General features: G+C 71.1%; 13 protein-coding genes. 4 read left to right on the top strand and 9 right to left on the bottom strand.

Features of this window, described 5'->3' with window-relative positions:
- Positions 1 to 4 precede the first annotated feature (4 nt).
- The 3 genes from AB0L91_RS07635 to AB0L91_RS07645 form a co-directional block, all read right to left on the bottom strand.
- Positions 5 to 2155, bottom strand: a complete 2151-nt coding sequence (locus AB0L91_RS07635; RefSeq protein ID WP_365008044.1) for an Rv1355c family protein — start codon at positions 2153 to 2155, stop codon at positions 5 to 7.
- Positions 2156 to 2464: 309 nt separating this feature from the next.
- The gene (locus AB0L91_RS07640; RefSeq protein WP_355273421.1) at positions 2465 to 2905 is read right to left on the bottom strand and encodes an AraC family transcriptional regulator; all 441 of its coding nucleotides are present in this window, start codon (positions 2903 to 2905) and stop codon (positions 2465 to 2467) included.
- Complete coding sequence (locus tag AB0L91_RS07645) at positions 2902 to 3345, bottom strand: GyrI-like domain-containing protein (protein ID WP_019049207.1); 444 nt, start codon at positions 3343 to 3345, stop codon at positions 2902 to 2904. The genes AB0L91_RS07640 and AB0L91_RS07645 overlap by 4 nt, the downstream gene beginning before the upstream one ends.
- Before the next feature lie 164 nt (positions 3346 to 3509).
- Here AB0L91_RS07645 and AB0L91_RS07650 point away from each other — a divergent pair, with 164 nt between their 5' ends.
- Positions 3510 to 5774, top strand: a complete 2265-nt coding sequence (locus AB0L91_RS07650) for a hypothetical protein (RefSeq protein WP_365008048.1) — start codon at positions 3510 to 3512, stop codon at positions 5772 to 5774.
- 2 nt (positions 5775 to 5776) lie between these two features.
- On the opposite strand, the gene AB0L91_RS07655 is transcribed toward AB0L91_RS07650, so the two are convergent.
- Positions 5777 to 6706 carry an alpha/beta hydrolase family protein gene (locus AB0L91_RS07655; protein WP_365008051.1) on the bottom strand — a complete coding sequence of 310 codons (930 nt, stop codon included), beginning with the start codon at positions 6704 to 6706 and terminating at the stop codon, positions 5777 to 5779.
- A 319-nt stretch (positions 6707 to 7025) separates the two neighbouring features.
- Between AB0L91_RS07655 and AB0L91_RS07660 the strand changes: the two genes are divergently transcribed.
- On the top strand, positions 7026 to 8519 hold the full coding sequence (locus tag AB0L91_RS07660; protein WP_365008054.1) for an MDR family MFS transporter: 1494 nt from the start codon (positions 7026 to 7028) through the stop codon (positions 8517 to 8519).
- A gap of 111 nt (positions 8520 to 8630) precedes the next feature.
- The gene (locus AB0L91_RS07665; RefSeq protein WP_365008056.1) at positions 8631 to 9629 is read left to right on the top strand and encodes an amidinotransferase; all 999 of its coding nucleotides are present in this window, start codon (positions 8631 to 8633) and stop codon (positions 9627 to 9629) included.
- On the opposite strand, the gene AB0L91_RS07670 is transcribed toward AB0L91_RS07665, so the two are convergent.
- The 3 genes from AB0L91_RS07670 to AB0L91_RS07680 are packed head-to-tail and all read right to left on the bottom strand — an operon-like array spanning position 9626 to position 11717.
- Positions 9626 to 10846, bottom strand: a complete 1221-nt coding sequence (locus AB0L91_RS07670; protein ID WP_365008058.1) for a cytochrome P450 — start codon at positions 10844 to 10846, stop codon at positions 9626 to 9628. The two genes, AB0L91_RS07665 and AB0L91_RS07670, sit on opposite strands and share 4 nt — an antisense overlap.
- Complete coding sequence (locus AB0L91_RS07675; RefSeq protein ID WP_365008061.1) at positions 10839 to 11072, bottom strand: ferredoxin; 234 nt, start codon at positions 11070 to 11072, stop codon at positions 10839 to 10841. Before AB0L91_RS07675 ends, AB0L91_RS07670 begins: the two co-directional genes overlap by 8 nt.
- Positions 11073 to 11081: 9 nt before the next feature.
- A complete protein-coding gene (locus AB0L91_RS07680) occupies positions 11082 to 11717 on the bottom strand; it encodes a DUF4097 family beta strand repeat-containing protein (protein ID WP_365008063.1) in 636 nt (211 codons plus the stop codon).
- Between the two features lie 149 nt (positions 11718 to 11866).
- Here AB0L91_RS07680 and AB0L91_RS07685 point away from each other — a divergent pair, with 149 nt between their 5' ends.
- Positions 11867 to 15007 (top strand): BTAD domain-containing putative transcriptional regulator, encoded by a 3141-nt coding sequence (locus tag AB0L91_RS07685; protein ID WP_365008065.1) that lies wholly within the window; start codon positions 11867 to 11869, stop codon positions 15005 to 15007.
- A 76-nt stretch (positions 15008 to 15083) separates the two neighbouring features.
- Here AB0L91_RS07685 and AB0L91_RS07690 read toward each other — a convergent pair whose 3' ends face one another.
- Both AB0L91_RS07690 and AB0L91_RS07695 read right to left on the bottom strand, forming a co-directional pair.
- A complete protein-coding gene (locus AB0L91_RS07690; RefSeq protein WP_365008067.1) occupies positions 15084 to 15863 on the bottom strand; it encodes an ABC transporter permease in 780 nt (259 codons plus the stop codon).
- The gene (locus AB0L91_RS07695) at positions 15860 to 16804 is read right to left on the bottom strand and encodes an ATP-binding cassette domain-containing protein (protein ID WP_365008069.1); all 945 of its coding nucleotides are present in this window, start codon (positions 16802 to 16804) and stop codon (positions 15860 to 15862) included. The genes AB0L91_RS07690 and AB0L91_RS07695 overlap by 4 nt, the downstream gene beginning before the upstream one ends.
- Between the last annotated feature and the right edge of the window lie 123 nt (positions 16805 to 16927).

The following is a 16927-nucleotide window of genomic DNA, read 5'->3' on the forward strand; positions in this document are numbered from 1 at the left end:
CGCGCTATCCGTCGTTCCTACTGCCGGGCACCGGCAACCGTCGACTGCGAACGCTCGCAGCCGCGGCGTAGCTCAGACGAAGAACCAATGCCACGTTCTCATCCTCAGGGATCCCCAGCAGGTCCTGGAAAAGCCTCTGAATGTTGGCAAGTGTATCTGTGAACTCGGAAGAAACGATGCGCAAATCCTCGCGCCGGTCGGCATAGAGGAACACCGGGGACACCGGCTGCACCGCCAGCCCCAGTAGTTGCGCCCGTAGCCACACCCTTTCCACTGCGGCACCGGCCATCGCGTAGTCGGCAAGATCAGGTGTACCCCCTGCTCGCGCGCGGAAACCGATCGCGACCAGAGCCGAGCTCGAGCGCACCCGATCGACGGTGAATTCACCCAGCGCGGTGCCCGCCGACCACTCGCGCAGCCGGTCCATCACATCGGTACGCCTGCCGACCTGGAGCTTGGCCAGCTCGTCGGGCGCCGGGTCGAGCGTGCGCACGTCGATGCCGGTGCGGACATCCTCACCGGGCCAGCGCAATTCACCGTAGAGCTGCTGGTGCAGCTGCGGCGTGAGGTAGCGGACCCGGTCGCTGGCGCCGAGCAGCGCCGCGGCCTCGGCCAGCGCCTCGACCCCGGTGATCGCGTGCACGGTGGCGCCCTCGGCCGCGGCGGCGGTGCCGAGGGCGGGCACCACGGTGCCGGGCAGCGGCGCGACGTCACCGAGCCTGCGATTGGTGTGCCTGTCCAGCGCGAGCGGGTAATCCGCGGCCAGATCGGCGTCGGTCCCCTCGCGCAGCCGCAGCCGGGCCAGCAGGGGGCCCGCCGGATCGTCGACGCGCAGCTCCGGCTCGCCGAGCAGGCCGTGCGCGGCCGCGGCGGCGCGGGCGTTGTGCAGCGCGGCACCCACCGCGACGGCGCTGCCGCGCAGGCCGATGTCCATCGCGGTCGAACCGGCCGGGTCGAGGGCGATCTCGATCAGGTCCGCGGTACCGCGCAGCCGCCACGGCTGCACATTGCCGCCCGAGGGCGCGCGCTGGGCGCAGGCCAGGATCGCCGCGACCGGGTCGGCGGGCGCCGGTTCGTCGGCGGGCGGCTCGGGGGCCTGGTCGACGCCGTCGTCGAGGTAGCCGGGTTCGGCGAGGGAGTCCAGCGCCGCCTCCAGGTCGACGCGGGTCCGGCCGGAGGACAGCTTGGCGCCGAGCCCGATCCGGCGCACCGCCGCGGTCACGATGGCCGCGCCCAGCTGCACGTCACTGCCCAATTGCGGCCAGGTGGTGATCGTTTCGCCGATCTCGGCCAGGCTCGCCGCCATCCGCGAGGACAGCTGGCCAGGGTCGAGGATGCGCAGCACGTGCGGCGCCTTCCCCTTGGTGTCGAGGTCGGCCAGCTGGGCGCCGGTGGTCGTGCCGAGCAGCCCGTGGAAGGGTTCGCGGCCCGGTTCCAGGTCGTAGCGCTCGACGTCGAAGAGCCCGCGGTCGCTGGTGTCCATCAGCAGCGGGATCCGGTGCCGGCGGGCGGCCTCGCGAACCGCGAACTTGATGTCGAGCGAATCGCATTCCTCGACGACCACCGAGAGCCCGTCGAGGAATTCGTCGGCGGTGTCGGTCAGCACGCCGGCGGACCAGATCTCCACCGGCAGGAAGGGGTCGAGCTCGGCGATCCGGCGCGCGGTGACCACGGCCTTGTTGACGCCGACGTCGAACAGCCCGCCCGGCACCCGGTTCAGGTTCGACAGCTCGATGGTGTCGAAGTCGGCCAGCCGCAGCAGCCCGCACGCGCCCTCCAGCGCCAGCGTGTACGCGACGGAGTGGCCGACACTCTGCCCGACCACGCCGACCGTCAGCCCGGCGAGGCGCTGCTGTTCGGCCCTGGTGAGCTTGTTGCGGTTGCGGTCGGAGCGGATCACCTGGAAGGCCACCGGGCCGAGGATCGCGACGAGCGCGTGCCGCCACGGGTAGTACACCCACCGTTCCTCGTCGGGGTCGAGCCCCGGCGGCAGTCCGGTGAGCCGAGCCAGCTCGGCGCGCAGGCCCGCGCGCAGGTCGTAGGTGCCGATGCCGGGTGCCGCGGCGAGCTGCCGCAGGGTTGCCGCATCGGTGGGGTCGGCCGGATCGAGCACGAGGGGGCGGTGGTCCGCGGCAGGCGGGTCCGGATCGGTCATCTACGGATCCGACCCACGAACCGCGCCACCGCGTCCCGACCGGCGCGACGGTGAACGCGCCGCAACCTCTTCTCGTTGCGCGCTGCTTCGACAGCCATCGTGTTCCTAGCTCCGTGCTACGCGCCCGCGCGCGGTCGGCGTCCTACCGATGCCGACTGGTGCAGTATCCGTCATCCGCAACGTTTGCACCAGACGAGTGGCTATTTTTCCGATAACCGTCCGGGACGGTTGAAATAACCGCAGCTCAGAAGGGGTGAGAACACGGAAGACCCCGAGATCCAGACCGATCGGTTCGAATCCGGCTAACCGTCAGCTATCGACTGTGATCGAAACGAACAATTCTACGGTGTCCGGGCCGTGCCAGACCTCGATCTCCTCGCGATAGGCCCGCGAAATCTCCGCCGACGCCGTCGCGTCGTCGACCTGGGCCCAGACATCCTCGACCGGATCGTGGTAATCGCCGTTGGGGGCGAAGCGGGCGTAGATGCCCTTGGGCACCCGCACCATCAGGTCACCGACCGGCACGTCGTCGGGCGTCGCGTACTCGCGGGCCACCAACGCGTTCCAGTTGCCGGCCGGATCCGGGACATAGACGGTGTGCAGCGGCTCGCGCCCGCCGGGCCGGTCGCGCAGGCGGTCCTTGAGGAACTCGATCAGGTCGCTGTTGCTCACCTTGAAGCTCGGATGGACCCGCGGCACGGCCAGGCCGCCGTACAGCGCGCCACCGCGCACCACGATCGTGTAGCTCATCGCGGATCGACCGCCAGGTACAGGTCGATCTTGTACGCGTGCGGGTAGCACTCGAAATCGCCGGTGAAGGTGCGCTTGATCTGGTTGTGCTCCTCGGCGTAGGCGATCTGGGTCCACAGATCCGTCATCACCTGGGGAAAGTTACCGACCGAGGAGAAGCGCGCGTAGGTGCCGCGCGGCAGCCGCGCCGCCAGATGTCCGCGGGTGACCTGATCCAGCGACGCGCACTGGTAGCCGACGATCTGGGTGTTGTAGGTGCTCAGCTCACCGGTGTAGTCGGTGTAGGCACTGGCCAGCGGGCCGCCCAGATCCTGGTGCAGGACGGCCGACCACGCGGCTTCGAGATCCCGGTCGCGCAGCTCTCCGAGCGCGCGCTTGGGACTGCGGACCGGCAGACCGGCCACCCATGTCTCGTCCCGCTCGACGATTTCGAACTGCATTGATGACTCTCTCGAAGGGTCGGCTCGGTGGGGCCATGCTATCAACTTCGCGCTCGACAGCGCGGCCACACCGAGTTGGGCTTACCCCAACCTAACCACACCTGAGCTGGTCAAACGTCCACCACCACGCCGCGACACCCCGGCTTATTGTCGGATTCACCTGAATGCCCTATGCTCCCGCGCTCGTGTGGGTACGCGCGGCGCTCGAACCGCGAAAACAAGTGGCGCAGTGGGCGATCGTCGTCGTGATCGCGGTACTGGCCGGGTATATCGCGGTCTTGCTCGGCGACTCGCGGCACTTCTACACCGACGACACCGAGGCGCAGTACGTGCCGATGTGGCAGCTGCTGGGCAACGAACTCAGGGCGGGCCGGTTCCCGGCGATGGTGCCGTGGGAGTGGATGGCGGGCAACTACAGCCTCGAGGAAGCCGGGCTCTACAACCCGCCGCAGCTGCTGGTCTACCTGCTCGCGCCCTCGTTCGACGATCTCGCGCTGTACGCGACCGCGGTGAAGCTGGTGTTCTCCACGATCGCGGCGCTCGGCGTGTTCCGGATCTGCCTGGCCTACGGCGCCCGCGCGCCCTGGGCCGCTGTGGCCGGGGTGGCGTTCCCGTTCAGCGGCTGGTTCCTGTTCTTCGACGAGGCCAGCTGGTTCACCTCGCACACCGGCACCGCCTGGCTCGTCCACGCCTGGGCCTCGGCCGTGCTCTACGCCAGGGGCCGCTCGGGACCGATCCCGCTGTTCGTGTTCCTGTACCTGGCGCTGACCATCCAATACGCCTTCCCCGCCGTCGAATCCGGCCTGATGATCGCCGCTGTCGCCGCCGGTGAGTACCTGTACCGGCGCCGCTGGGCGCCGGTGCTGCGACTGCTCACCGCGTCCGGGCTCGCGGTGGCCGCCTCGATGGTCGCCAACCTGCCGATCCTGCTGTCCTCGCAGGCCACCTGGCGTGGCGACGTCTCCACCATCCACAACGACCCCTTCCTGACCGTGCCGTGGTCGGAATCGCTCAATGCCAGCCTGCCCAGCACGGTGCCCGCGTTCACCGCGTGGTGGGGCCACGTGCAGCCGCTGCCGATGGTCTACATCGCCTGGTTCGTGATCCCGGCGCTGGCGTTCATCGACTGGAAGGCCGCCGCGCGCACCGCCGCCGAGTGGAGCGGGATCGCGCTGTTCGCCGTCGCCACGCTGATGTGGACCGCCGGACCCGGCGCGATCGGCCCGCTGCGCTGGCCCGCCCGGGTGCTGCCGATGCTGGCGATCGCCCTGCTGGTGCTGGTGTGCGTGCTGCTGAGCCGCCACGGGGTGTTCGCCTCGTCCCGGCGCCGGTACGCGGCCGCGGGCGCGCTGATCGGCCTGCTGTTCATCCGGTCGTTCTCGGCCGCGCCGAAACTGCTCGAACGGCATCTGATCGCGGTGGTCTTCGTGGTCGCGCTCGGCGCCGGCGTCCTGTGGCTGGCCCGGAATCGCGGGATCGGCGCCGCCGCCGCGCTGACCATCGTCGCGACCTTCCCGATCGCCTTCGTCCAGGTGGCCACCGCCCCCGCGACGCCGCTGTCGTACGGATTCCCCGAGCGGCGCTCCGAGATGACCGCCGCGTTCCCCGACTTCGGCGGTCGCACACTGCAACTGGCCGACCGGATCATGGTCCGCGACGAGGACCGCACGCTCGCCGCGACCTACGGCTCGATCGCGCTCGGCAGCTACGCCAAGAACCTCGGCCTGCAGTACGTGAACGGCTACACCCCGGTCGGGCACGCGGCCTTCGCCGGGCTGCTGTGCATGGCCTGGGACGGCGGCACCTGCCCCGACGCGTATCGCCGGGTGTTCGCGGTCGAGCCGTCGACCGATACCCCGGTCGTCGACCTGATGCGGATGGATCGCGTCGTCCTGCAGCGGGCCCAGTACCCCGACGCGGGCGAGAAGCCCGCGCCGCCGGGGTGGAAGTTCGTCCACTACCCGGGGCATGAGCAGCAGATCTGGGTGCTGGAGCGGGTCAATCCGCTGCCCTCGCCCGGCGACCTCATCGCGCACGAGTCGGGCGTGCACGCCACTGTGATGCCGGAGGCGGGCCTGACCAACCGGGCCACCGTCTCCTCGGGCACCGGCGGCCGGATCGTGCTGGCCCGCCTGGCCTGGCCCGGCTACACCGCGAGCCTGGGCGACCGGGAGATCCCCGTGCGCGCCGTCGCGGGCACCTTCGTCGCCGTCGACATCCCGCCCGGCACGCACAACGCGCAGCTCACCGTCACCTGGCGGCCGCCGGGCCTGTCGATCAGCCTGACCAGCGCGCTGCTGGCGGTGCTCGGGATCGGGCTGCTGCAGTGGTGGTTCCGGCGCCGCGGGCGCGAGCCCGAGCTCGACCCGGTCGTCGACGACGACGCCGCCACGCCGCAGGCGCAGCGCCCGGTCGCCGTCGAGGCCTGAGCTCAGGCGCCGATGGCGGCGGCCAGGTGCGGCCACGCCTCGTGCAGGTCGGTCTGGAACTGTCCCCAGGTGTGCGCGCCGGTCGGCCGGTGGACGTAGGTGGCCGGGATGCCGAGCTGCCCCAGGCGACCCGCGAAGGCCGCCGTGCACGCTCCCGCGATCGTCTCCAGCGGCGGCATCGGGAGCCCGCGGTCGGCCGCGCCGGGCAGGCCGGTGGCGGCCGACAGGAAGATCGTCTTGCCCGCCAGCGCGCCCGCGTTGGCGAAGACGTCGTGTTCGCGCCAGACCGCGCCACCCGGCACGCCCCACATGTTGCCGGGATTGCCGCCGCCGCGTGCCGCCTGCGCGCTGACCATCGTGATACCGAGCGGGTCCGCCGCCCAGGGGCAGCCACTCAGCGCGGCCACCGCGGCGAAGCGGGAGCCGCCGCGGATGGTCAGGTCCAGCGCCGACGACGCGCTCATCGACACGCCCGCGATGGCATTGCGCCCGCTGGTGCCGAGCGCGCCGTCGATCACGCCGGGTAGCTCCTCGGTCAGGTAGGTCTCCCAGCGGGCCCGGCCGACGCCGGGATCGTCGGCGATCCAGTCGGTGTAGAGCGTGAACGCGCCGCCGACCGGCATCACCACGTTGACGTACTTGTCGGCGAAGAAATCCCGCACATCGGTGTTGTCCCACCAGGAGATCCCGTCGGCGCCGCCGCCGGCGCCGGTCAGCAGGTACAGCGTCGGCGCACCCGCCCCCGCCGCCTTGAGCACCTTGTTCTGGATCACCCGGCCCATCGCGGGCGAGTACACATCGAGCTGAGCGGCCCGCCCACCCAGCGGCGCCTCCCCCGCCACATACGCCCCCGGATCGGCCTTCGCCTGCACACTCCCCAGCGAAGCGACGATCGCGCACACCACAGCAAGCCACAGTCTCGATGCAGTCACCCTTCCGGTATACCCCCCGGAATCACGGCGCACACGTGGTCACACCCGCCCCACCTGTCACAGGTTCCAGACAGTGACGAGGGTCACGCACGAGCTGATCGATGGTCCAGATCGGGCCCCCAGCAGCGGTTTCGCGCGCCACCATAGAGCCCTGAACGGCGAAAACAAGGTGATTTGTGTCGGAGGTGAACGGAATACTGGCCCGCGCCCGATGAGTTGGACCGACGGACTCCGTCTTCTCTCACGTGGTGCCGGGACACAGCCGACCCGGCATCGGGCCACCGCACGCCCAGCCGATCCCGCTCCTGGAGGTACCCCGATGCCCGCCGAACTAACCCCGCCGACGACGAAAGGCGGGACGCCGACCGTCATCCGGGTGCTGGTGCTCGCGACCTTCGTGGTGATCCTCAACGAGACCATCATGATCAACGCCATCCCGCGGCTGATGAGCGATCTGCACGTCACCGAGGTGGCCGCGCAGTGGGTCTCCACCGCCTTCATGCTGACGATGGCCGCGATCATCCCCACCACCGGCTGGTTCCTGCAGCGGGTCACCACCCGCCAGGCCTACGCGATCGCGATGGGCGTCTTCATCGCGGGCACCGTGCTCTCGGCGCTCGCGCCCACCTTCGCGGTCCTGCTGGTCGGCCGGATCATCCAGGCCGGCGGCACCGCGGTGATGATGCCGCTGCTGATGACCACCCTGATGACCGTGGTGGCCGAGCAGGATCGCGGCCGGGTGATGGGCAACGTCACCCTCGCCATCTCGGTCGCGCCCGCCATGGGCCCGGTCATCTCCGGCCTGATCCTGCAGATCGACGTCCCCGCGATCGACTCCTGGCGGCTGCTGTTCGTGGTGATGCTGCCGATCGCCGGTGTGGTCACCTGGCTGGGTCTGCGACAGCTCGAGAACGTCGGCGAACCGCAGCCCGGAGTGCTCGACATCCCCAGCGTGCTGCTGGCCGCGCTCGGCTTCGGCGGCCTGGTGTTCGGCCTGAGCAAGTTCCACAGCGGCAACTACGCCACCCCGGCGCTGATCGTCGCGGGCGGCGCGCTGCTGATCGCCACGTTCGCCTGGCGTCAGACCCGGTTGCAGCGCACCGGCACCCCGCTGCTCGACCTGCGGGTGCTGCTGTCGGGCACCTACGCCAAGGCGCTGGTGCTGATGGCCATCGCGTTCCTGGCGATGATGGGCTCGATGATCCTGCTGCCGCTGTACCTGCAGAACCTGCGGCACCTGAGCCCGCTGGAGACCGGTCTGCTGGTGATGCCGGGTGGTCTGGCCATGGGTCTGCTCGGCCCGACGGTCGGCCGCCTGTTCGACAAGTTCGGCGGGCGCCTGCTGGTGATCCCCGGCTCGATCGGCATCGCCGTCTCGCTGGCCGGCTTCACCCAGATCTCGCTGACCATGCCGTACTGGCAGCTGCTCGCCCTGCACATCCTGCTGATGATCTCGCTGGCCGCCGCCTTCACCCCGGTGTTCACGCTGGGTCTCGGCGCGCTGCCGATGCACCTGTACTCGCACGGCAGCTCCATGCTGGGCACCCTGCAGCAGGTGGCCGCGGCCTTCGGTACCGCGCTGGTGGTGACGATCATGTCGGCCCGCAGCACCTCGCTCATCGCCGAGGGCACCGACCCGGTCACCGCGAGCCTGGACGGCATGCGCCTGGCCTTCGCGGTCTCGGCGGGCCTGGCGCTGATCGTGATCGCCATGGCGGTCCTGCTGCCGAACCGCTCGGCGGGTGACCCGCACGGCGCCCACACGCCCGAGGTCGCCGTCGAGCCGGAGACGCCGCAGCTGGTCAAGAACTGAGTCATCGCTGGTAGGAAGCCCCCGGTCGCCGCGCGCGGCCGGGGGCTTTCTTCGGTCGGCCCGGCGTTGCGTGCCACGATCCGGCGCCGCGGGCGGGTTAGGTTCGCTCCCATGGTTGCCGACGCATCGCGGGTCCGCGTGGACAGTGAGTTCGCTCCGCTGCGCACGGTGGTGGTGTCCCGCAGCGAGTTCCGGGCACCGGCCGACGCCGCGGTCTTCGGGCACGCGCTGCCGGTGGAACCCGGTGCGGTGGAGATCCTGGACGCGGTGTGGGGCAAGGACTTCGGCGAGGTCTACCCGGACAAGCAGCGGGCCTGGGAGGCCGAGCGCGCCGAGCTGACCGCGGTCCTGCGCAGATACGGCGTCGAAGTGCTGCGCCCGCGCCTGTTCACCGACGCCGAGAAGGCGGCGACCGGACCGGCCGGCTACGCCAACTTCTTCGTCCGCGACCCGTGGTTCACCGTCGGCGACCACGTCATCGAGGGTGTGCTGCGGTTCCCGCACCGCCGGGCGGAGGTGCTCCCGAGCCGGGAGCTGCTGCTGGACCGGGTGCTGCCGTCCACCGCGCGCTATGTCTCGCTGCCGCAACCGGAGATCGTCGCGCCGGGACAGGCCGGGCCGGGACCGTTCCTCGAGGGCGGCGATGTGCTGGTCCTCGGCGATCAGGTCTTCGTCGGCTGCTCGGGGATGGCCACCAACGAACTGGGCTACCGCTGGCTCGCGAAGTACCTGGAGCCCTTCGGTTTCACCGTCACCCCGGTCCGGCTGCCCGCCCACGTCCTGCACCTGGACTGCGCGCTCGGGCTGGTCCGGCAGGGCCTGCTGATCGCCTGCCCCGACCGGCTGCCCGACGGCCTGCCCGCCCCGCTGCGCGGCTGGGACATGATCGAGGTCGACGAGGACGAGGCCGCCGCGATGGCCACCAACGGCCTGCCCATCGACGCCGACACCTACATCACCGACCCGGAGTTCGCCCGGGTCGGTGACGCGCTGAAGGAGCGCGGCGTCATCGTCGAGTACATCGATTTCTCCGTCTCGCGCCTGTTCGGCGGCGCCTTCCGCTGCTCCACCCAGCCCCTGCTGCGCGCCCAGGCCGCCACGCACCGCTAGCGATCGGTCCAGCTGACCGGCAGGGCGTGCACGCCGTAGATGTTCATGTCGGTCCGCAGCCGCACCTCCCCGGCGGGCACGGCGAGTGCGAGGGTCGGGAAGCGGCGCAGCAGGCCGGCGAAACCGGCGCGCATCTCGATGCGGGCCAGCTGCTGACCCAGGCACTGGTGGATGCCGTGACCGAAACTCGTGTGGCCCCGCGCTTTCCGGTGGACGTCGAGGGTATCGGGATCGTCGAAGCGCAGCGGATCGCGATTGGCGGCCAGCAGCGAGACGACGACGGTGGACCCGGCGGGAATCGTCTCGCCGCACAGTTCGATGTCCTCGGTGGCGTAGCGATAGAAGATGTCGGCGACCGACAGGTAGCGCAGCAGCTCCTCGACGGCATCGGGGACCAGCTCCGGGTCCGCGTGCAGCAGGGCCAGCTGCTCGGGGTGCTCGAGCAGCGCGAAAGTGCCGAGCGCCAGCATGTTCGCGGTGGTCTCGTGCCCGGCGAGCAGCAGCAGGAAGGCGATGCCGGTCAGTTCCTCGATGCTCAGGTCGTCGTGGCGGGCCAGGTCGGACAGGATGTCGTCGCCGGGCTCGGCCCGCTTGCGCTGCACCAGTTCGGCCAGATACATGTTCATCGCGCCGAACGCGGCCATCTTCTCCTCCAGCGTCTGGTCCTTGACCAGGAACTGGGCCGAGTTGACCTGAAAGTTGGCCCGGTCTTCGTAAGGGACGCCGAGCAATTCGCAGATCACCAGCGAGGGCACCGGCAGCGCGAAGGCCTGGACCAGGTCGACGGGCGGGGTCAGCCGCGCCATCTCGTCGAGCTGTCGCTCGGTGATCTCGACGATGTGTTCTTCGAGCTGCTTCATCCGCTTGACCGTGAAGGCGCCGGTGAGCTTGCGGCGCAGCCGGGTGTGATCCGGCGGGTCCATCGCGACGAACAGGCCGGGGATCTGCGGGGACGGCTCGGTCGCGACCGGCATGCCGGGGGTTTCGTAGGGCACGTGCACGATGCCGAGGTCCTGGCGCGAGCTGAACCGGGTGTCGGCCAGCAGCCTGCGCACCGCCTCGTACCCGGTGACCAGCCAGCCTTCGTGCCCGTCCGGGAAGATCAGCGGGCTGACCGGCCGGGCCGCGCGCAGCCGGGTGATCTCGCTGGGCGGATCGAAGGGGCCCGCGTCGCGGTCGAGGGGCAGTCCGTGCGGGACGGGAATGGTGTCACTCATTGTCTTTCCTTGTCGGAGAGGAGGATTCACGGGAGACGAAGGTGATCGCTCCCGACGGGCACAGCAGGACGGCCTCGTGAACGGCCTGCTCCCACTCGGCCGCGCGGGTGGTGGCCGGCGCGAGCACCCGGCCGTCGTCGGGGTCCTGGTCGAAGACGTCGGGAGCGGTCAGCGCGCACATGCCCGCGCCGATGCAGCGCTCCCGGTCGACCCGCAGTTCCAGCACGGCCGGGACTCAGACGGCGGCGGTGTGCCGGATGACGATGTTGCCCAGCGCGTTCCGCGCGGACACCGTGACGGTGTCGCCCGACGGCGCGACCGGCGCCAGCAGGTTCCGCACGGTGCCGACGGTCGCCGCGGTCTCCAGCCGCACCGCGCTGCCGGGACGCACGCCCACCTCGACCTCGCCCACCGAGGTCTCCAGCCGGAACTCGCCGCGGGTGGCCTCGCCGATGCGGATATCGCCCTTGGCGGTCTTCGCGGTGACCGAGCCCAGCGGACGCTCGACGACGATGTCACCGAGGGACACCGTCAGGTCGCACTCGCCGAGTTCGCCCGCGCCGAGCAGGCGGCCCACCCCGGCGGTGCCGGTGAACCGGGAGCCGGTGGGGACCTCGATGGTCACCTCGATCGAGGGGTTGCCGCCGAACGGGGTGTAGGTGCGCCAGTTCTTCGGCGTCGTCACGGTCAGGACGCCGTCGGTGAACTCGACCCGGGTCTGCTCGGCGGCGCGCACGTCGGCCTTCTTGGCCGGGTCGGCGGGCCGGATCGCGACGACGGCGTCGCCGCGATCGGCGGCGACGACGGTGACGCTCGCGGACAGGACGTCGACGGTGACGGCGATCGGCTGCGGGGTCTGGAAGGTGTACATGCGAATCTCCTGGAGATCGGGGGCTCCCGGTGGGGGCCGCGTCGTTGATGGGACTACTGTCGCGAGCCCGCCTGACACCGACCTGACACCGACCTGACGCCCCCGCTGACGCGTATCCGGACCGGCGACCAGTTGACGCGCGAGGCACAATGGGCCGGGTGCAGATCGGGATATTGGGGCCGCTGGAGATCCGGACGAAGGACGGTGGATCGATAGCGGTACCGGGCGCCCGGCTGCGGGCGCTGCTCGTCGCGCTGGCCCTGGAACCCGGCCGCGCGGTGTCGAAAGAGCGCCTGGTCGACTGGATCTGGGGCGAGCAGCCGCCCGCCGACGCGGCGAACGCCCTGCAAGCGCTGGTCTCCCGCCTGCGCCGGGTCCTGCCCGACGGCGCCATCGACGTGCAGGCCGGCGGCTACCGGCTGACGGTGGCGCCCGACGCCGTCGACGCGATCCGGTTCGAGCAGCTCGTCGACCGCGCGCGCGGCGGCGACGACGCGCACCGGGCCCGGCTGCTGGGCGAGGCCACCGGCCTCTGGCGCGGCGACCCGATGCGCGACCTGGGCGACAGCGCCGCCGTCGACGCGGTGATCACCCGCTTCGACGGGCTGTACCTGGCCGCCCTGGAGGACCGCTACGAGGCGCAGATCCAGCTGGGCGATGGGGCCGACCTGGTCGCCGAGCTGACCGAACTCGTGGCCCGCCATCCGGTGCGCGAGCGACTGATCGCCGCGCTGATGCGTGCCCTCGGCGCGGCGGGCCGGGCGCCCGAGGCGTTGATCGTGTACCAGCGCGCCAGGGCGGCCCTGGCCGACGAACTGGGCGTCGACCCGTCACCGGAGTTGTCGGCGCTGCACGTCGCGCTGCTACGCGGCGAGGTCGGCGCGCGGCCGCAGGAACGCACGACCAATCTGCGCGCGGAACTGACCACCTTCGTCGGCAAGGACGCCGACATCGCCGTGGTCCGCGAACTCATCGCCGACCACCGGCTCACCACCCTCACCGGCCCGGGCGGCTCGGGCAAGACCCGGCTGGCCGTGGAGACCGCGCGAACCATGCTCGGCGACCTGCCCGACGGCGCCTGGCTGGTGGAACTGGCCGCCGCCGACGCCAACGGCGACCTGGCGCAATCGGCCCTGGCCGCGCTCGGCCTCCGGGACGCGCTGCTCGGCAGCTCGCCGAACGCCGAACCGATGGACCGGCTCGTCGCCGCGATCCGCGATCGCGAGACCCTGCTGATCCTGGACAACTGCGAGCACGTGATCGAGGCGGCCGCGACCTTCGCCCATCGGATCCTCGGCGAGTGCACCCGGCTGCGCATCCTGGCCACGAGCCGGGAACCGCTCGGCATCACCGGCGAGGCGCTGTGGCAGGTGCGGCCGCTGACCTTGCCCGCCGCGGTGGCGGAGCCGCGCGAGATCGAGTCCTCCCCCGCCGTCGCCCTGCTGCGCGACCGGGCGAGCGCGGTGCGCACCGACCTCGGCACCGATCCGGACACCTGGGCCACCATGGCGCGGGTCTGCCGGGCGCTCGACGGCATCCCGCTGGCGATCGAGCTGGCCGCGGCCCGCCTGCGCACCATGTCCCTCGACCAGCTCGCCCACCGCCTCGACGACCGGTTCCGACTGCTGACCGGCGGCAGCCGGACCGCGATCGCGCAGCACCGGACCCTGCGCGCGGTGGTCGACTGGAGCTGGGAACTGCTCAGCGACGCCGAACGCCGGGTGCTGTCGCGGCTCGCGGTGTTCGCCGGTGGCGCGAGTCTGGAAGCGGCCGAACAGGTCTGCGCCGGCGAAACCGTCGAGCAGTGGGAGGTGCTCGACCTGCTCACCGCGCTGACCGAGAAGTCGCTGCTGGTCGTCACCGAGGACCCGGCCCCGCGCTACCGCATGCTGGAGACGATCAAGCAGTACGCCGCCGACCGGCTGATCGAGGCCGACGACGCGGAGCAGGCCCGACAGGCGCACCTGGACTACTTCACCGGGCTGGCCGCCACCGCCGAGCCGCACCTGCGCCGCGCCGAGCAGCTGACCTGGCTGGCCGTCCTCGAGGCCGAGCACGACAACCTCGCCCTGGCCATGCGCGGCGCGCTCGCGAGCGCGGACGCCGCGGCGGCGATGCGGCTGGCCGGGGCCGCGGGCTGGTACTGGTGGCTGGGCGGGCACAAGGGCGAGGGCACCGAGCTGGTCATCGCGGCCGCCGAACTTCCCGGCGAGGTCGACGACGAGACCAGGGCGCTGGTGTACGGGCTGGTCGTGCATTTCGTCACCTCCGGGCGCAATGACGAACAGCAGGTCGCGGAGTGGATCCGCAAGGCGCACCGATTCGGCCGCGATGCCATCGGCAGCCATCCGGCGCTGCGATTCACGGCCGCGTTGGAGCGCATGCTGGGCGGCCCGGACGAATACCTGCCCGCCTTCGAATCGGTCCTCGGCGACGAGGACCCCTGGGCGCGCGCACTCGCCCGGCTCCAGCTGGGCAAGCTGCGCACCGTGCTCGGGCACAGCGGACCGGAGCCGGACGAGTATCTCGCGCAGGCGCTCACCGAATTCCGCGCGCTCGGCGAACGCTGGGGCATGTCGTTCGCCCTCACCGAGCTGGCCAATCGGACCGCGATGCGCGGCGAATTCGCCGACGCGGTCGTCCTTTTCGACGAGGCCATCGCGGTGGTGACCGAGGTGGGCGCGATCGAGGACGTGGTCGCGATGCGGGCGCGCCAAGCGCAGCTGCACTGGCTGCTCGGCGATCCGGACGCCAGCGCGGGCGCGCTCGCCGAGGCGCAGCGCTGCGCCGATCTCAACGGCTGGCCCACCGCGCTGGCCGAAGTCGCCTTGGCGCGTGCGGAACTGGCCCGCTGGAGTGGCGACCCCGTCCTGGCGCACGGGCAGATCCTCCACGCGCGGGCCCTCCTCGGCACCGATGCCGAGCAACCGAATGTCGGTGCGATGCTGGAGATCTCGCTCGGCTACCTCGCCGACGACCTCGCCGAGGCCGCGAATCACTGCGACGCCGCGTTCCGTTCGGCGACGGCGGCGGGCCACGCGCCCCTGCTGGCCTACGTCCTCGTCGGAATCGCCGACCTGGCGGTACGCACCGACCAGTACGAGCAGGCCACGCGCCTGCTCGCGGCCGGCACCGCGGCGCGCGGCCTGCCCGATCACTCCCATCCCGACGTGGCCAGGATCGAGCGGATCGCCCGAGATCGCCTCGGCGACACGGCCTTCACCGAGGCGACGCGCGAGGGCGCGGAAGCCGACCGGCCCGCCCTGGTCGCGCTCACCCTCGCCCGGTGATCACAGCCGACATCGCCCCGGTGACCGCGTGGTCACCGAGGCGATGGGGAGCTGAGCCAGGCCGCGCTGAGACCGGTCACGCCCGCTTGGTGAAGGTCGCTCGCGACCACAGGTAACCGACGATCGCGAAACCCACGCACCAGGCCAGCGCCGCCCAGGTGTGGCCCGCCGAGGGATGGCCGGTCAGGAAGCCGCGCACCGACTCGATGATCGGCGTGAACGGCTGGTACTGGGCGAACTGCCGGACGCCCTGGCCCATCTTGTCGGCGGGCACGATCGCGCTGCTCACGAAGGGCAGCATGATCAGCGGCACCACCGACATGCCCGCGGCCTCCGGGGTTTTGGCGGCCATGCCGAGGGCGACGGTGAGCCAGGCCGCGGCGAAGGCGGTGGCCAGCAGCACCCCGAGAGCGCCGAGCCACTGCGCCGCGGTCGCCGGCGACCGGAAGCCCAGGGCGAACCCGACACCGAGCACGGAGGCGATGGCGACCACATTGGTCAGCATGCTCGCCGCGACGTGGCCGGTCAGTACGGCGCCCCGGGAGACGTCCATGACCTTGAACCGGTTGATGACACCGGTGGTCATATCGGAGCTCACCGACACCGCGGTGCCGGACAGCCCGTAGCTGATGGCCAGCATGAGCATGCCGGGCACCGCGTAGTCGATGTAGTTCTCGCCGACATCGAAGGCGTCACCGAAGACGTAGACGAAGATCAGCATCATCACCACCGGCATCAGCGCCGCGTTGAAGATGGTGACGGGCGATCGGGTGATGTGGGTGAAGTTGCGGCGCAACATGACCGACGAATCGAACAGTGCGGCGGACAGGGTGCTGGGTGCGGTGGTGGTGCTCATCGGGCTTCGGCCTCCGTGGTGGGGTGCCCGGTCAGGGCGAGAAAGACGTCGTCGAGGTCAGGGGTGTGCAGGGAGACCTGCTCGGCCTCCAGCGCGTGGGCGGCGAGCCGATCCAGCAGGGCCCGCAGGGATTTCGAGTCACCGTCGCCGGGGACGTTCAGCGTCAGCGCGTCCTCGTCAGGGGTGGCGTCGGGCAGGATCCGCGCCGCCGCGGCCAATTCCGTGGCGTCGGCGAAGCGCAGCCGGACGTGGCTGCCGGGGATGCGGCGCTTGAGCTCCTCGGCGGTGCCCTCGGCCACGATGCGGCCCTGGTCCAGCACGGCGATCCGGTCGGCCAGCTGGTCGGCTTCCTCCAGGTACTGGGTGGTGAGGAAGATCGTCACGCCGTCGGCGGTCAGCTCGCGCACGATCTCCCACATGGTGCGCCTGCTGCGCGGGTCGAGTCCGGTGGTCGGCTCGTCGAGGAAGACGATCTCGGGCTTGGTCACCAGGGTCATCGCCAGGTCCAGCTTTCGGCGCATGCCGCCGGAGTAGCTTGCGGCCGGCTTGCCCGCCGATTCGACCAGGTCGAAGCGTTCCAGCAGCCCGGCGATCACCCGCTTGCCCGCCGGACCGCGCAGGCGGTGCAGGTCGGCCATCAGTTTCAGGTTCTCCGCGCCGGTCAGCAGGTCGTCCACGGCCGCGAACTGGCCGGTGACGCCGATCGCCTTGCGGACGGCCTTGGTCTCGGTCGCGAGGTCGTGGCCCGCCACCCTGGCGGTGCCGCCGTCGGCGGTCAGCAGGGTGGTCAGCACGTTGACCGTGGTGGTCTTGCCCGCGCCGTTGGGACCGAGCAGGGCGAAGATCGTGCCCGCGTCGACCCGGAGGTCGATGCCGTCGAGGACGGTCTTGTCCCCGTATGCCTTGCGCAGCCCGGAGGCCGCGATCGCTGTGTTGTTCATGGCGATTACGGTCGCCGGTGGACCTGACACCGGGCTGACACCGCCCTGACACACCCACTGACGCCGACGTGCCAGGTCGGTGTCAGGCCGACGTCAGGTCGGCGTCAGCGCAGGCGGCGACGG

The organism is Nocardia sp. NPDC051833 (assembly GCF_040681225.1).
Classification (GTDB): Bacteria; Actinomycetota; Actinomycetes; order Mycobacteriales; family Mycobacteriaceae; genus Nocardia.

Bases quoted from the DNA above. Each gene is read 5' to 3' on its own strand.
- AB0L91_RS07635 (WP_365008044.1), bottom strand. From the start codon at position 2,155: ATGACCGATCCGGACCCGCCTGCCGCGGACCACCGCCCCCTCGTGCTC.
- AB0L91_RS07650 (WP_365008048.1), top strand. From the start codon at position 3,510: ATGCCCTATGCTCCCGCGCTCGTGTGGGTACGCGCGGCGCTCGAACCG.
- AB0L91_RS07645 (WP_019049207.1), bottom strand. From the start codon at position 3,345: ATGCAGTTCGAAATCGTCGAGCGGGACGAGACATGGGTGGCCGGTCTG.
- AB0L91_RS07640 (WP_355273421.1), bottom strand. From the start codon at position 2,905: ATGAGCTACACGATCGTGGTGCGCGGTGGCGCGCTGTACGGCGGCCTG.
- AB0L91_RS07665 (WP_365008056.1), top strand. From the start codon at position 8,631: ATGGTTGCCGACGCATCGCGGGTCCGCGTGGACAGTGAGTTCGCTCCG.
- AB0L91_RS07690 (WP_365008067.1), bottom strand. From the start codon at position 15,863: ATGAGCACCACCACCGCACCCAGCACCCTGTCCGCCGCACTGTTCGAT.
- AB0L91_RS07680 (WP_365008063.1), bottom strand. From the start codon at position 11,717: ATGTACACCTTCCAGACCCCGCAGCCGATCGCCGTCACCGTCGACGTC.
- AB0L91_RS07670 (WP_365008058.1), bottom strand. From the start codon at position 10,846: ATGAGTGACACCATTCCCGTCCCGCACGGACTGCCCCTCGACCGCGAC.
- AB0L91_RS07695 (WP_365008069.1), bottom strand. From the start codon at position 16,804: ATGAACAACACAGCGATCGCGGCCTCCGGGCTGCGCAAGGCATACGGG.
- AB0L91_RS07660 (WP_365008054.1), top strand. From the start codon at position 7,026: ATGCCCGCCGAACTAACCCCGCCGACGACGAAAGGCGGGACGCCGACC.
- AB0L91_RS07685 (WP_365008065.1), top strand. From the start codon at position 11,867: ATGGGCCGGGTGCAGATCGGGATATTGGGGCCGCTGGAGATCCGGACG.